The 13,920-nt window shown below is 65.7% G+C and carries 10 protein-coding genes; 5 read left to right on the forward strand and 5 right to left on the reverse strand.

Annotated elements, in window-relative coordinates; translation table 11 throughout:
- The first annotated feature begins 68 nt into the window (after nt 1-68).
- The gene (locus tag ACW17Z_RS18015; protein WP_492057008.1) at nt 69-974 is read left to right on the forward strand and encodes a haloalkane dehalogenase; all 906 of its coding nucleotides are present in this window, start codon (nt 69-71) and stop codon (nt 972-974) included.
- 167 nt (nt 975-1,141) lie between these two features.
- On the opposite strand, the gene ACW17Z_RS18020 is transcribed toward ACW17Z_RS18015, so the two are convergent.
- Nucleotides 1,142-2,809 (reverse strand): sulfatase-like hydrolase/transferase, encoded by a 1,668-nt coding sequence (locus ACW17Z_RS18020; RefSeq protein ID WP_492057009.1) that lies wholly within the window; start codon nt 2,807-2,809, stop codon nt 1,142-1,144.
- 121 nt (nt 2,810-2,930) lie between these two features.
- Between ACW17Z_RS18020 and ACW17Z_RS18025 the strand changes: the two genes are divergently transcribed.
- The gene (locus tag ACW17Z_RS18025; protein ID WP_492057010.1) at nt 2,931-3,344 is read left to right on the forward strand and encodes a hypothetical protein; all 414 of its coding nucleotides are present in this window, start codon (nt 2,931-2,933) and stop codon (nt 3,342-3,344) included.
- On the opposite strand, the gene ACW17Z_RS18030 is transcribed toward ACW17Z_RS18025, so the two are convergent.
- Complete coding sequence (locus ACW17Z_RS18030) at nt 3,301-3,954, reverse strand: 2-hydroxychromene-2-carboxylate isomerase (RefSeq protein WP_492057011.1); 654 nt, start codon at nt 3,952-3,954, stop codon at nt 3,301-3,303. The genes ACW17Z_RS18025 and ACW17Z_RS18030 overlap by 44 nt on opposite strands.
- 95 nt (nt 3,955-4,049) lie before the next feature.
- On the opposite strand from ACW17Z_RS18030, the gene ACW17Z_RS18035 reads away from it, so the two are divergent.
- The 3 genes from ACW17Z_RS18035 to ACW17Z_RS18045 all read left to right on the forward strand — a co-directional run bounded on the left by ACW17Z_RS18035 (nt 4,050) and on the right by ACW17Z_RS18045 (nt 8,056).
- On the forward strand, nt 4,050-5,204 hold the full coding sequence (locus tag ACW17Z_RS18035; RefSeq protein WP_492057012.1) for a glutathione S-transferase family protein: 1,155 nt from the start codon (nt 4,050-4,052) through the stop codon (nt 5,202-5,204).
- A gap of 121 nt (nt 5,205-5,325) precedes the next feature.
- A complete protein-coding gene (locus ACW17Z_RS18040; RefSeq protein ID WP_419321032.1) occupies nt 5,326-5,655 on the forward strand; it encodes a hypothetical protein in 330 nt (109 codons plus the stop codon).
- A 16-nt stretch (nt 5,656-5,671) separates the two neighbouring features.
- Entirely contained in the window at nt 5,672-8,056 is a 2,385-nt protein-coding gene (locus ACW17Z_RS18045) for an arylsulfatase (protein WP_492057013.1), read from the forward strand.
- Nucleotides 8,057-8,063: 7 nt separating this feature from the next.
- On the opposite strand, the gene ACW17Z_RS18050 is transcribed toward ACW17Z_RS18045, so the two are convergent.
- The 3 genes from ACW17Z_RS18050 to ACW17Z_RS18060 form a co-directional block, all read right to left on the reverse strand.
- The gene (locus tag ACW17Z_RS18050; RefSeq protein WP_492057014.1) at nt 8,064-9,179 is read right to left on the reverse strand and encodes a hypothetical protein; all 1,116 of its coding nucleotides are present in this window, start codon (nt 9,177-9,179) and stop codon (nt 8,064-8,066) included.
- Nucleotides 9,180-9,320: 141 nt separating this feature from the next.
- Nucleotides 9,321-10,838 carry a tryptophan halogenase family protein gene (locus tag ACW17Z_RS18055; protein ID WP_492057015.1) on the reverse strand — a complete coding sequence of 506 codons (1,518 nt, stop codon included), beginning with the start codon at nt 10,836-10,838 and terminating at the stop codon, nt 9,321-9,323.
- 96 nt (nt 10,839-10,934) lie between these two features.
- Nucleotides 10,935-13,703 (reverse strand): TonB-dependent receptor, encoded by a 2,769-nt coding sequence (locus ACW17Z_RS18060; RefSeq protein WP_492057016.1) that lies wholly within the window; start codon nt 13,701-13,703, stop codon nt 10,935-10,937.
- Between the last annotated feature and the right edge of the window lie 217 nt (nt 13,704-13,920).

A 13,920-nucleotide genomic window follows, 5' to 3' on the forward strand; every position in this document is an offset into this window, starting at 1 on the left:
ATGTAGTGACACGCCTATTGTCAATATATGTCGCACGATCGGGCGGCGAGTCAACTGGAGGAGTGGGAATGCAGGTTCTGAGGACGCCGGACGACCGGTTCGAGGCCCTGGCCGACTGGCCGTTCGCGCCGCACTATATGACGATCACCGACGCTGATGGCACGGCCCTGCGTCTGCACTATGTGGACGAAGGCCCGCGCGACGGGCCGGTTGTGCTGCTGATGCATGGCGAGCCGTCCTGGGCCTATCTGTACCGCAAGATGATCACCGGCCTGACAGCGCGCGGCTATCGCGTGGTGGCCCCTGACCTGATCGGCTTTGGGCGTTCCGACAAGCCGGCGGCCCGCACTGACTATACCTATGAGCGCCACGTGGCCTGGATGAGCGCCTGGCTTACGGGGATCGATCTGAAGGGCGTCACCCTGTTCTGCCAGGACTGGGGCGGCCTGATCGGCCTGCGCCTGGTGGCGGCGTTTCCGGAGCGCTTCGCCGCCGTGTGCGTGGGCAATACCGGCCTGCCGGTCGGCACGGGCATGAGCGACGGCTTCAAGGCCTGGCTGGAGTTCAGCCAGAATACGCCGGTGATGCCGATCGGCCTGATCGTCAATATGGGCACGGGTCGCGAACTCTCCCAAGCCGAGATCGCCGCCTATGACGCGCCGTTCCCGGACGAGACCTTCAAGGAAGGCGCCCGCCAGTTTCCGACACTGGTGCCGGTGACGCCCGAGCATGGCTCCGTCGCCCAGAACAAGGCCGCGTGGGACGTGCTCGAAGCCTTCAACAAGCCGTTCCTGACCGCCTTCAGCGATGGCGACGCCGTGACCAAGGGCGGAGAAGCCATCTTCCAGGCCAAGGTGCCCGGCGCGGCCGGCCAGCCTCATGTGATCGTCTCCGGCGGTCACTTCCTGCAGGAGGATTGCCCCGAAGCCCTCACCGAACTGATCGACGGGCTGGTCCGTCGCGCACAGGCCTGAGGACAACCTCATGCAGGTCAGGAACGCCGGTCTGGCCGGCCCGTTGAACCGTCGGACCAAGGACGGCCTCGCCCCTTAGGGGGCGGCCTCATCGGCCCTTTCAGGCAGACAAAAAGCCCCGCCCTTCGGAGAAGGGCGGGGCTTTTTCTTTGACCCCGGCCGGGGGTCTAGTTGTTCCAGTAGATGAACTCGTCCGTCGGCTTGTCTTTAACGTCGAGCGGATGGTCGATGGTGATGGCGCCGCGCAGCAGCGATGGCCAGGTCGGCTTGATGTTGCCCTTGTCGCGGTTTGCCAGCAGGGCCTTCAGTTCCGCCACCTTGGCTGTATTGGCCAAGGCAAGGTTCTTTTGCTCGGTCGGATCGGCGGCCAGGTCGAACAACCAGAGCTTCTCGCCCTTGCCCTCGGGCAGGGTCAGCACCTGCAGCTTCCAGTCGCCCGCGCGCACCATGCGATAGTCGCCGGAGCGCCAGAACAGCGCCTCATGCGGCCGGGCAGGATTCTTCCCCGTCAGGTGGGGGATCAGGTTGACCCCGTCGATGGGACGATCCGTCGGCACAGCCGCGCCCGCCGCCCCTGCGGCGGTGGCGAACATGTCGATATGGCCAACCGGGCTGGCGAACTTGGCCCCCGCCGGCAGGGCCTTGGGCCAGCGCATATAGTAGGGCACCCGGATGCCGCCCTCGAAGAAGGTGGCTTTCCAGCCGCGATAGGGGCTGTTGATCTGCGGCAGGCCCACATAGTGCGCGCCGCCATTGTCGCTGGTGAAGACCACCAGCGTGTTGTCATCCAGACCCTGGTCCTTCAGCGTCTGCAGCACCCGGCCGACATTGCGGTCCAGGTTGCGGATCATGGCGCCATAGACCCGCTGGCGGTGGTCCTTGATCTGGGGCAGGGCGTCATAGTCTGCCTTGGGCGCCTGCAGCGGCGTGTGCGGCGCGTTGTAGGCCAGGTACATGAAGAACGGCTGGTTCCGGTTGGCCTTGATGCTCTTGATGGCCTCGTCCGACAGATAGTCGGTCATGAAGCCCTTGGCCTTCATCATCGGCTGGCCGTTGTACTGCACGGTATAGGGCAGGTTGGCCCACAGGAACTTGTCGATCGGGTCGAAGCTCTGCTTGGAGTTCTCCACGCCCGGATCCGTCTCGGGCAGGAACATCGAGGCGCCCGCGATGAAGCCCAGGCTTTCGTCGAAGCCCTGGTCCTCGGGGCGCGAGCCCTTTGAGCCGCCCAGGTGCCACTTGCCCAGATGCACCGTGTGATAGCCCCGGGTCTTGAGCACTTCGGCGATGGTCGTTTCCGAGGCCGGCACCGCCAGTTCGTCCATCGGCGGCATCTCGCCGGCCTGTTCGCGATTGAAGTGCGGCGGGTGCAGGGCGCCGGGCGTCCGGAAGCTGCCGACCAGACGCGAGAAGCCGACCGGGGTCGGGGTGAACTCGAAGCCAAAGCGGGTGGGATAGCGGCCGGTCATCATCGCCGCGCGCGAGGGCGAGCAGGTGGCGTTGCCGGCATAGCCGTTGGTCAGGTCCACGCCCTGCTGGGCGATGGAATCGATATTGGGCGTCTTGACCACGCCGCCGACCCCGCCGCCGTTCAGGCTGACGTCGTTGTAGCCCAGGTCGTCAGCCAGGATGAAGATGACGTTGGGAGGCCGCTGATCGGCCGGTACGGCAGGCTGAGCGGGGCCTTCCTGCCAGGCGATGGGCTTGTTCTCGGTCCCCTTGGGGACCATCAGCCGCCCAATATGGTAGATCAAGAAGTCGCGGCCGAGCCACGCGCCGGCCAGAACGGCGGCCAGAACCGCCAGAACAATCCCTGTCCACTTCAGAATTCGCATTCCGGCTCCCCTTAGATCGCCTGACTTTTCGGTCGTCGTTGGCCGGGAGTGTATATTGACATTGCGCGTGCCGAAAGATGTGATCGCGTGGTCTTTCCAACCCTTGCCCGAGAGTGATCTGATGCGCTGGATACCGTTGGTGGTGCTGGGCCTTATGGGCCTGATCAATCTGGGACGCGGCGCGATTCACGCCTTTTCAGTCGATGGCGGTGCGGCATCGATAGCCGGCCTGGACCTGTCGACCAGTCGCGAGACCATCCTGTCGCTGTTCGCCACCCTGGGCCTGGCCCAGATGGCCAAGGGTGTGTTCGAACTCTATGTCGTGGCGCGACGCCGCGATCTGCTGGCCCTGTTCCTGGCCATGCAAACCATCGACACGCTTCTGGCGGTCGCCAACCTGTATCTGTGGCGGCCCTTGCCCGTGTCCGTGCCCGGCCAGCCGTTCAATCTGGTCTTGCTGGTGCTGCAGGTCCTGGCCCTGCTGATCGCGATCAGGCGCGCGCCGTCAGGCCCTGCTGGTCCAGCCGCCACTTGAACTGATCGAAGCGGTCCTGACCGAAGAAGGCCTCGCCGTTAAAGGCGATCATCGGCACCCCGTAATGGCCCGCCGAGCGCTGGGCGACCTGGCTTTCCTCGACGATGGCGGCCAGACGCTCAGCCTCCGTATCGACGGTTCGCATCAGGGCGGCGGCGTCCAGGCCGGCACGCTCGGCGGCGCGGGCGATATGGTAACCCTCGTGCCAGTTATCGACCTCGCCGCTCCAGATCACTCGGCTGACCTCGGTCAGGAAGGGCAGGCCGCGCCCCAACTGCGCCGCCGCGACGCCCATGTGGGTCAGGCGATGAATGTGCGGCTGCTCCTTGGGATAGGTGCGGGTGGCGTAGTCCATCTTCACCGGGTCCGGGATCGGCCAGCGGAACGGCAGGCCCAGGAAGGCCGCCTCGCGGTGGATGTCCTGCATGAAATAGCTGAACCACAGCGGATCGCGGGTCTCGAAGAATTCCGGCGTGCGGACAGCCAGCGGATAGACCGGACGGATGTTGCCGACCACGTCGAACTCGCGCTCCAGCGCGGTCAGGCGGTGGGTGATCATGTACGAATAGGGCGAGCGGAAGGACCAGTAGAGGTCATAGGCCAAGGTCATGGTCTCAACTCCCGCCATCTTGAAATAGTGGCACTGTTAGTGCGATTATATCGGCAAAAAGGGCGCGGTCCACCGTTCCTGCAGGGGAGGCGCAAGTGATTTACAAGCTCTATGGCACGCCGGGGTCGCTCTATACCGCCAAGGCGCGGTCCTATCTGATCAAGCAGGGCCTTGATTTCGAAAACCTTTCCGTCGGCGAGGCGAGGTTCCGGGCCGAGATCGTCCCCCAGATCGGCCGCTGGATCATGCCGGTCCTCGAGGGCTCTGACGGCTCCCTGATCCAGGACGGCTCGAACATCATCCAGACCCTTGAAGCGCAGGGCGAGGGGCGCTGGGAAACCTTTCCTGACACGCCACGCCACCGTGTGATCGGCCAGATCTTTGAACTGTTCGGCGGTGAGGGCCTGCTGCGGCCGGCCATGCACTACCGCTGGAACTTCGACGACATCAACCAGCCCTTCCTTCAGCGCGACTTCATTGCGACCCTGGCGCCTGGAGCGACCCACCAAGACGGTGAGGCGGTCTATGCCAATGCCAGTCGGCGCATGCGTGCGGCCATGGCGTCATTCGGCGTGGGGGAGGCCTCCATTCCGGCGGTCGAGGCGGCCTATGAGCAGTTTCTCGACCTGTTCGAGGCGCACCTGGAGCATTCGCCCTATCTGCTCGGCGGCAGGCCGACGATTGGCGACTATGGCCTGATTGGCCCGCTCTATGCGCATCTGGCGCGGGACACCTATCCTGCCGATTTGATGAAACGCCGCGCCTACCGGGTCTGGCGCTGGGTCGAGCGCATGAATGCGCCCGATCTCGACTCCGGCGACTATGGCAGCCCGCCGCCCCAACTCTTTGCCGATGACGGCGTGCCGCAAAGCCTGATCGATCTCCTGCGGTTCGTCGCCGAGGACTATCTGCCCGATATCAGCGCCCAGGTCGGCTTCGCCCGTCAATGGCTGGAGGCGCGGCCGGATCTCGAGGCCGGGACCAATGGGCTTGCCCGTCCCGGCGACCGGGTCCTGGGGAAGGTCGGTTTTGATTGGCGCGGCACGCCTATTGAGGTGGCGGTCATGCCTTACCGACTGTTCCTGCTGCAAAAAGTCCAGGACGCGGCGGGCGGACCCGGAGAGGCGGAGATTCAGGCCCTGCTGCAGGCCACAGGATTGTCGTCCCTGCTGACCCTGAAAACCCAGCGCAGGGTGGAGCGGCAGGGGCATGTGGAGGTCTGGGGCGAGCCTTTGGAAGGCCCCCGATAGCGACGCCTCTTGCCATGCCAATAAAGTGGCAGTTATATTGCCACAATAATTCGGACAGGGCGGACCTATGCAAAAACTGACACGAGGCCTGGTTGGCGTTGCGGGCCTTTTGGCTCTGCTTATGGCTGTAGCCTTCTGGATCCGGCCGGCGGAGCTGGGCGCCAAGCTAGGTCTTGAGCCGATCGGCGCCCTGGGTCTGGCGTCGATGCGCGCCGATCTGGGAGGCTTCTTCGGCGCCGCAGGCGTCTTTACCCTGCTGGCGGCGGTCCGTAATCGTGGCGACCTGCTGCTGGTGCCGATCACGCTGCTCGGCATCGCTCTCAGCGGGCGGCTGCTGTCTCTGGCCCTGACCGGCTTTTCGCCGCCCTTGCTCCAGCCGATCGTCGTGGAAGCGGTCCTGCTCGTGATCATGGTCCTCGGCTATCGCAGCCTGACCAAGCCCCAAGCCTGAGCCTCGGAGACAGGGCATGACTGACGACAACAAGCCCAAGATAGACCGTCGCTCGCTACTGCTGGGCGCAGGGCTGGGCGTGGTCGGAACCGGAGCGGTCGTGGCGGGCGGCGCGGCTATCAAGTCGGCGACCAGCGGCATCGTCACGCCCAAGGCCGTCGGCAAGGGCAAGGCGGCGAAGATCGGCCTGTCGTTCAAGGACTCCCGGCCGGCCCATGCCGAAGAGGCCAAGGCCCCCGCCGGCGCGCCCAATGTGGTGGTGATCATCCTCGACGATGTCGGGTTCGCCGATCTGGGCTGCTATGGCGGCGAGTTGCAGACCCCGGCCCTGGACGCCCTGGCCGGCAAGGGGCTGCGCTATACCAACTTCCGCACTACGGCCATGTGTTCGTGCACGCGCGCGGCGCTGCTGACGGGGCTGAACCACCACTCGGCCGGCATGGGCTGGCTGGCGGATATCGACAGCGGCTATCCCGGCTATCGCGGCGACCTGACCCGCCAGAACGCCACCCTGGCCGAGGTGCTGGTCGAGGCCGGCTGGTCGACCTTCCTGCTGGGCAAGTGGCACGTCAACAACGCCGACCACTCCGGTCCGACGGGCCCATTCCACAACTGGCCGACCCAGCGGGGCTTCGAGCGGGCCTACTGGTATCAGGGCCACTCCAGCGACCACTTCCATCCCGGCGCGCTCTATGAGGGCACGGCGCAGGTCGAGGCGGGCGGAGAGGGCTATTACCTCTCCGATGATCTGGCCCAGCGCGCCGTAACCTATCTGCGCACCCAGCAGCTGATGGCCCCGGACAAGCCGTTCTTCATGCAGCTGGCCTTCGGCGCGGCCCACTCGCCGCTGCAGGCCAAGGCCGCCGACCGTGATCTCTACAAGGGCAAGTTCGAGGCCGGCTGGGACGAGATCCGCAGGCAGCGCCTGGAGCGCCAGAAGGCCCTGGGCCTGATGCCCGCCGAGACGCAGCTGCCGCCCCTCTCGCCCGGCGCCAAGCCCTGGGCCGAGCTCACCGCAGACCAGAAGCGGCTCTATGCCCGCTACATGGAAGTCTATGGCGGCATGGTCACCGGCGTCGACCGGGCCATCGGCACGGTCATGGCCGAGCTGGACGCCATGGGTGTTCGCGAAAACACCCTGGTGGTGGTGTTCTCCGACAACGGCGCCTCGGCCGAGGGCACCGAAACCGGCTCCCCCAACCTGTTTGGCCCGGCGTTCGGACGTCCGGCCTCGGAAGCCGAGGCCCTGGCCCTGTACGACACCATGGGCGAGGACGGCACCTTCCCGCACTATCCGATCGGCTGGACCAATGCCTCAGGCACGCCCTATCGGCTCTACAAGCAGAACACCGCCCTGGGCGGCGTCGCTGATCCGCTGATCGTCTCCTGGCCCAAGGGCGTGGATGAGAAGGGCGGGGTGCGAAAGCAGTTCGTGCACGTGGTCGATCTGTATCCGACCCTGCTGGAGGCCTGCGGCGTCAAGCAGCCCGAGCTCTATCGCGGCGAACCGCAAAAGCCGCTGGAAGGGGCCAGTGTCGCCCCCACCTTCGCCTCGCCCAAGGCGGCGACGCGAACCGACCAGTATTACGAGCTGGGCGGCTATCGCGCCTTCCAGGAAGGCGACTGGCGGCTGGTCGCCCAGCACCAACGCGGCAAGCCGTTCGAGGACGACCACTGGGGGCTCTACAATACCGCCGTGGATCCCAACGAGCTGCGCGACGTCTCGGCCGATCATGCCGATGTCGTCGCGCGCCTGAAGGACAAGTGGAACAAGGCCGCCGCTGACCACGACGTCCTGCCGCTGGACGATCGGCCACTGCTGCTGAAGCTGGTCCAGACACGCGCCGCCAAGCTGCGCAAGCGTTGGGACATCCGGCCGCCGATCGACCCGATCCCGACGGATGTGTCGCCCATCGTCTGCGGCCTGAGCCACTCCATCGAGCTGGAGCTGTCACGCCCCAATGGCGACGAGGACGGCGTGCTCATCGCCCATGGCTCGATGCCCGCCGGCTATGTGCTGTATGTCGACAAGGGCCGGCTGATCTATGAGACCAGCCTTGTGCCCTGGAGCGAGATCATCGCCTCGCCGACGCGCCTGCCGCGCGGCAACGTCAAGGTGAAGTACCAGCAGACCATGACCTCACGCCCGTTCGAAGGGCGCGGCGCGCTGTTTGTGAATGGCCGCAAGGTGGCTGAACGCAAGTTCGACCGGGTGCTGTTCGCGCCAGGCTATGACGGCTTCTGCGTTGGGGCTGACCACGGCAATCGGGTCTCGCGCGCCTATGAAGGGCCAAACCCCTTCAAAGGGCAGATCCAGCGCGTGCTGATCGACGTGGACACCGCCGCCATGAAGCCGCTGGAGATCATGCGGTTCATGAAGGCGATGAGCATCAGGGTCTGATCCAGGCTTAGAACCGCGAGGGATAGACCTGCTGGGTCTTGCTCTCGTTGTAGGACGAGCCGGGGCAGTCGACCGCGTAGCTGCTGGCGTTCTCGCGCAGGTAGGGACCCTTGCGGCTTAGGCCATTCAGAGCGGTGCAGGACACGGCGGTCTTGTAGTTGACCGAGCCGTCCTCGCTGAGTTCGGCCATGAACTGGTCGAAGGCCAGGTCCATCAGGCCGCGCGTGGCGGCCAGACGACGGGCGCGACCGGCGAAGGCGGTGGTCACCTCGCCATCGGCCGAAACCGGGCGGGCGATCGGGGTTGGACCGGCGGCCGCGCCGGCGGCGGTGATCACGCCGCCCGCCAGCATGGCTTCCAGGTCGGTGAAGCGGCCGCTGGCGCTGCCCACGGCGGCGGCCGTGGCGAAGGCCGCGGCGAAGCCTGCCGGAGCGTGGCCGGGGCCGCCGATGCGCGAGGCTTCCGCCGCGCCGACCAGGCCGGCATAGGGCGCGTCGGCGATCGAGACGACCAGGTTCTGGTTCACATAGTAGCCCAGGGCCACGCCCCTGAGCGCGCCGCCGACCGGGGCCAGCACGGCGTCCTTCGAGGCCAGCAGCGGACCGCCCAGGGCGGCGCGGGTCATTTCGGGCGTAAAGCCTGTCCAGGCGGCCCGATAGCTGGTCTCGACGGTGGATTCCTTGACCAGTTCACCCGTGCGCCAGCGCACCAGGCGGAAGGTCACGCGGGCCGAGGCCAGCTTGTCGGCTCCCAGCCAGATGCTGGGGCCGCGCAGCTCGTCGAACCGCACATACAGCATGTATTCGCTGTCCAGCCGGCTGCGGGCCAGCATGTCGGCGCGATCCAGATGGAGGGAAAGGTTGTCGACCACCTGCACGCGGGTGGGGCGGGTGGTGATGATTGCGCCGCCGTCGAACCAGCGAAACTCCGGCGCGCCCTCGACCGCCTGCAGCGAGACATTGCGGAAGAAAGGCTTGTGCTGGGCGGCCTTGGCGATGGCGACCGGCGGCATGGCCGGCTGGCGCAGGGCCGCGACGTCGTCGGCGCTGGCGCAGGCGCTGAGCAGGACGGCGGCGCCGGTCATCGCGAGCAGCGCCTTCAAGGGCTTGGACGTCGTAACCATCGGAGCTCTCCAGAATCGCGATGGAGAATGCCTCGACAACCTTAATGGGCCCTTGCTCCGCCTTGTGCCGTCCGCATCAAAAAAGAGCCCCCGCCGGGCAGGTCCGGCGGAGGCTTCAGGAGGGCTGAGGAAAGGCAAGGGTCAGGCGGCGGGGCGGGAGCCTGTCGCGCAATGGCGCGCGATGAAGTCGGCATGGCTGGGCAGCCCCTCGATCGCGCGGCTCATGATCTGGCGAATATTGGCCATGTACTCGTCCAGCTGGGCGTCGGTGACGACCCGGGTCAGCGGATGGGCCGCGGCAGGGACCACGCCCTGGCCGATCAGCACCTGGATCCAGCTGGCCTCCTTGAAGAGGTCGTCGTCCTGGCTGAACAGCCGCCCCGACTGGGCGAACAGCGCCATGCGGGCCTTGAGGCTGTCGGGGATGTCCATGGCCTTGCAGGCCCGCCAGAACGGCGTGTCCTCGCGGCTGGTGGCCTTGTAGTGCAGGATCAGGAAGTCGCGGATGTACTCGTATTCCAGCGCGGTCTGCCGGTTGTACTCGTCGATCTCGACGGCGTTGAAGTCGCCGTTCGGGAACAGGGCGATCAGGCGGCCCAGGGCCGACTGCACCAGATGGATGCTGGTCGATTCCAGGGGCTCCATGAAACCGCTGGCAAGGCCCATGGCCACGACGTTCTTGTTCCAGAACCGCTTGCGCTTGCCGGTCGTGAATTTCAGCTGGCGCGGCTCGGCCAGGGGCGCGCCGTCGAGGTTGCGCATCAGCACCTCGGTCGCTTCGGCGGCGCTGATGTAGTCGCTGCAAAACACATGGCCGTTGCCGGTGCGGTGCTGCAGCGGGATACGCCACTGCCAGCCGGCGTCGCGCGCGGTGGACCGGGTGAAGGGTGTCAGGGGCGTCGCCGATGCGCAGGGCACGGCGATGGCGCTGTCCATCGGCAGCCAGCCGCGCCAGTCGTCATAGCCGGTTTGCAGCGTCTCCTCGATCAGCAGACCGCGAAAGCCCGAGCAGTCGATGAAGAACTCGCCCCCGACCGTGCGGCCGTCCTGCAGGGTCAGGCCGGTGACGAAGCCGGTCTGCGGATGTTGGTCGACGCCGACGATGCGGCCCTCAACGCGGCGCACGCCTTGCGCTTCGCTGTAGCGGCGCAGGTACTGGGCGTAGAGCGCCGCGTCGAAGTGATAGGCGTGGACCAAGCCCTCCAGATAGCCCCCGCCCGCCGTCTGCAGCCGATCGAACTTGCCGGCGCGCGCGGCCAGGGCGTTCAGCGAATAGTCCCAGAGACTCTCGTCGTGACCCGCCAGGCGACGGCGCATCCAGTAGTGATGGAAGGACGCCATGCCCAGCGGCCGACCGACCGGTCCGAAGGCGTGCAGATAGGATTGGCCGACCGTGTGCCAGTCGACGAATTCGATACCCAGTTTGATCGTGCCGTTGGTGGCCGCGAGGAAGTCGTTCTCGTCCAGGCCCAGAAAGCTGTTCAGCAGCTTGATCGCCGGGATGGTGGCTTCGCCGACGCCCACCGTGCCGATCTCGTCGGACTCGACCACGGTGATCGCCACCGTCGGTCCCAGGGCGCGCGAAAGCATGGCGGCGCTCATCCAGCCGGCGGTTCCGCCGCCGACAATGGTCAGGGACTTCAGCCCGCCGTCCGTCATCACTGTTCCGCCCGGTTCGCCCCTGATGGGGTCTCTCATAAAAAAGCCCCCGCCAGATCGCTCTGGCGGGGGCTGTAGTTGGGGATAGTGGACCGCCTAGTAGCGGTAGGAAACGCCGATCATGTAGGTTGAGCCATACTCTTGATAGTCGATGGTCTGGCGCGGATCGTTGTTGTCGTAGGTCTTGAAGGGCTCGTTGGTGATGTTGTTGGCCTGCAGCAGCAGGGCCATGCCGTTCAGCGGGCCGTCGCGGAACTCGTAGCCGATCTGGGCGTCGAGCACCGATTCCGCTTCCACCGTGCGGAAGATCCGCGCGGCGCTCAGGCCGGCGACTTCACCCAGGAACTTGCCGCGATAGCGGTTGCTGACCCGGGCGTTGAAGCCGTTGTTTTCATAGTAGAACGTCGTGTTGACGACCTTCTTGGACAGGCCCGGGATGGTGATCGGATCCTGGTTCTTCTCAAGCGAGACTTCGCTGTCGGTGAACGAGCCGCTGACGATCAGACCGAAGTTCTTCAGCGGCTGCCACAGCATGTCGCCCTGGACCGAGGCCGAAAGTTCGATGCCGCGGATGTAACCACCCTCGCCGTTGTCCGGACCGGAAACCAGGCCCTGGGTCGTGCCCAGCGCAGCCTTCTGAGCTGGGCTCAGCAGGAACAGGTAGTCCGAGAAGTCCTTCAGGCTCGACGAGCTGGAGTTGACGAAGTTCGACAGCTCCTTGTGGTAGACCGCCGCCGAGATGTAGCCCGAGCGACCGAAGTACTTTTCGACCGACACATCGACGCCGTCGGCGATATAGGGCCGCAGCTTCGGGTTGCCGCCGTTGGCGCTGAAGTACGAGGTGTTCGGATCGGTCGAGGTCAGGCGCACGATGTTCTGGTTGAACGACTGGCTGGCGCGCAGTTCGTCCATCCGGGCGCGGGCCAGGGTGCGGGCCGCGCCGACGCGGACATAGAGCTCGTTGCCCATGTCGAAGGTCAGGTTCAGGCTGGGCAGGGCGTAGGTGTAGGTGTCGCCGTCGTCGGTCACGGTCGGGTTGGCCGTATCGTTCGGATTGACGGCCACGCCCTTCGAGAACTGATCGGTGCGAACCACCTGCAGGCCGACATTACCGCGAACCGGGATCTCGCCGGCCTGGGTGTCGATGCCGAACTTGGCGTAGGCCACCTGGACGTCTTCGCGAACCGACCAGTTGCGGGTCTGCACGGCCGGGTTCTGGTCGGCGATCAGGGTGTAGACGCCGTTCTTCAGCAGGTAGGTCGGATCATAGGCGAGCATGCCCGAGATGCCGATCATGTCCAGCTTGGCGACGCCGACGATCGCGGCGGCCGGAATGGCGCGGCTGAGCGGAGCGCCCTGGGCGATGCGGCCGCCGAAGGTCAGGAAGCTTTCATGGACTTCCTTTTCCTTCTCGCGACGGCTGGCGTTGAAGCCAACCTCGACATTGGCGATCGGGCCCCAGGCCAGGTCATGCTTGGCCGAGAAGCGCGCGGCCGACAGTTCGTCGGTGATGGACGGGGTGTTGTAGAAGCCCGCCTGGGTCAGCGCGCCGCCGGCGGCGCCGCCGCCCCAACCTTGCGGGTCGGTCAGCACGAACAGGTTGGCGTTGGTGTAGTCCAGCGTGGAGCGGAACACCGTGCCGCCGCCCGGGGTGGTCGTGAAGCCCAGGGTGTCGGTCGCGCCGACGCCGTTGGGACCCGTGCCCGAATAGGATTCGAAGATCACGTCGGTGCGGTCGGCCGAGGAGTAGCTCAGGTCGGCGACCAGACCCCAGCCGTTGTCGGTCTGGTAGTTGACGTTCCAGCCGGCTGACTTGAGGGTCGTGTCCCGGGTGTTGAGGTCGTTGCGCATCACGCCCTTGACGCCCGCGAAGGTGCCTTGGGTGATCAGGCCGGCTTCGGTGGTGCGGGTGGGCTGCAGCGAAGCAGACGACCATTGCAGGGGCAGTTCGATGCCGCGCAGGATCTGCTTTTCGGCGAATTCCGAATAGTACAGGTCCAGCGACGTGCTCAGCTTGTCGTTGGGCTTGTATTCCAGAACGCCGATGACGCCGGTGCGCTTGAGGTTGTTGGACTGGTTGTAGGGCTTGGCCCCGCCGATCACGCGATCATTGGCCGCGTTGATGGTCGGATAACCCCAGGCGTTGAAGCGACGGCTCTGGGTCGGGGTCGAGATGTCAGAAACGGCCAGGGCGACGCCGACGGTGTCATTGGCGAACTGGTTGACATAGGTGGCGCTGAAGCGGTGGCCGGTGTCCTTGGCGTCCGGGTTCAGCTTGTCTTCGCTGTTCATCTCGTAGCGTGCGTTCGCCGAGAGGATGCGCTTGCCGTACTTCAGGGGGCGGATGGTCTGCAGGTCGGCGGTGCCCGACAGGCCCTGACCGATCAGCGACGCGTCCGGCGTCTTGTAGACCAGGACGCCCGAGAGGATTTCCGACGGATACTGGTCGAACTCGACGCCGCGGTTGTCGCCGGTCGAGACCTGCTCGCGGCCGTTCAGCAGCGTGGACGTGAAGTCGGGGCCAAGGCCGCGGATCGAGATGACCTGGGCGCGGCCATCGAGGCGCTGCGCGGTCAGGCCGGGCAGGCGGGCCAGGGATTCGGCGATGGAGTTGTCCGGCAGCTTGCCGATGTCTTCGGCCGAGATGGCTTCGACGATCGAGGTCGAGGTCTTCTTGAGCGCGATGGCGTTTTCGATACTGGCGCGAATGCCGGTGACCACGATCGCCTCGACGGCCGTATCGTCGGCGGTCTTGGTGGTGGTTTCCTGGGCCTGCGCCATGCCGGCCGAGGCGAACAAGAGCGCCAAGCTGGTCGCTGCGCCGCCCATCAGACGCGCGCGGTTGTGCTGAGTTCTTGAGTTCATAGTCTCACCCTCCCTGTATCGGCTCTGCGCGTTTCTGACGCTGCGGTCGGAGCCGTTGTCGCAAATTACTGCAAATTAACGTGGTGTAATCAACCCAAAAAAACGCAAACCTTGTCGGGGCGCAAGCCGGGCGGGGCCGTTTCTGGCCATGGGTGATGTAAATTTGCCTCTTATCCGGAGCTGGTGGGCCCTTTATCCGCAAGGCAATGACGTTGTT

Source organism: Caulobacter sp. GSs2 (assembly GCF_058680895.1).

Coding starts and splice junctions, on each gene's coding strand:
- ACW17Z_RS18050 (WP_492057014.1), bottom strand. CDS start 9,179: ATGGTTACGACGTCCAAGCCCTTGAAGGCGCTGCTCGCGATGACCGGC.
- ACW17Z_RS18020 (WP_492057009.1), bottom strand. CDS start 2,809: ATGCGAATTCTGAAGTGGACAGGGATTGTTCTGGCGGTTCTGGCCGCC.
- ACW17Z_RS18025 (WP_492057010.1), top strand. CDS start 2,931: ATGCGCTGGATACCGTTGGTGGTGCTGGGCCTTATGGGCCTGATCAAT.
- ACW17Z_RS18040 (WP_419321032.1), top strand. CDS start 5,326: ATGGCTGTAGCCTTCTGGATCCGGCCGGCGGAGCTGGGCGCCAAGCTA.
- ACW17Z_RS18015 (WP_492057008.1), top strand. CDS start 69: ATGCAGGTTCTGAGGACGCCGGACGACCGGTTCGAGGCCCTGGCCGAC.
- ACW17Z_RS18030 (WP_492057011.1), bottom strand. CDS start 3,954: ATGACCTTGGCCTATGACCTCTACTGGTCCTTCCGCTCGCCCTATTCG.
- ACW17Z_RS18045 (WP_492057013.1), top strand. CDS start 5,672: ATGACTGACGACAACAAGCCCAAGATAGACCGTCGCTCGCTACTGCTG.
- ACW17Z_RS18060 (WP_492057016.1), bottom strand. CDS start 13,703: ATGAACTCAAGAACTCAGCACAACCGCGCGCGTCTGATGGGCGGCGCA.
- ACW17Z_RS18055 (WP_492057015.1), bottom strand. CDS start 10,838: ATGACGGACGGCGGGCTGAAGTCCCTGACCATTGTCGGCGGCGGAACC.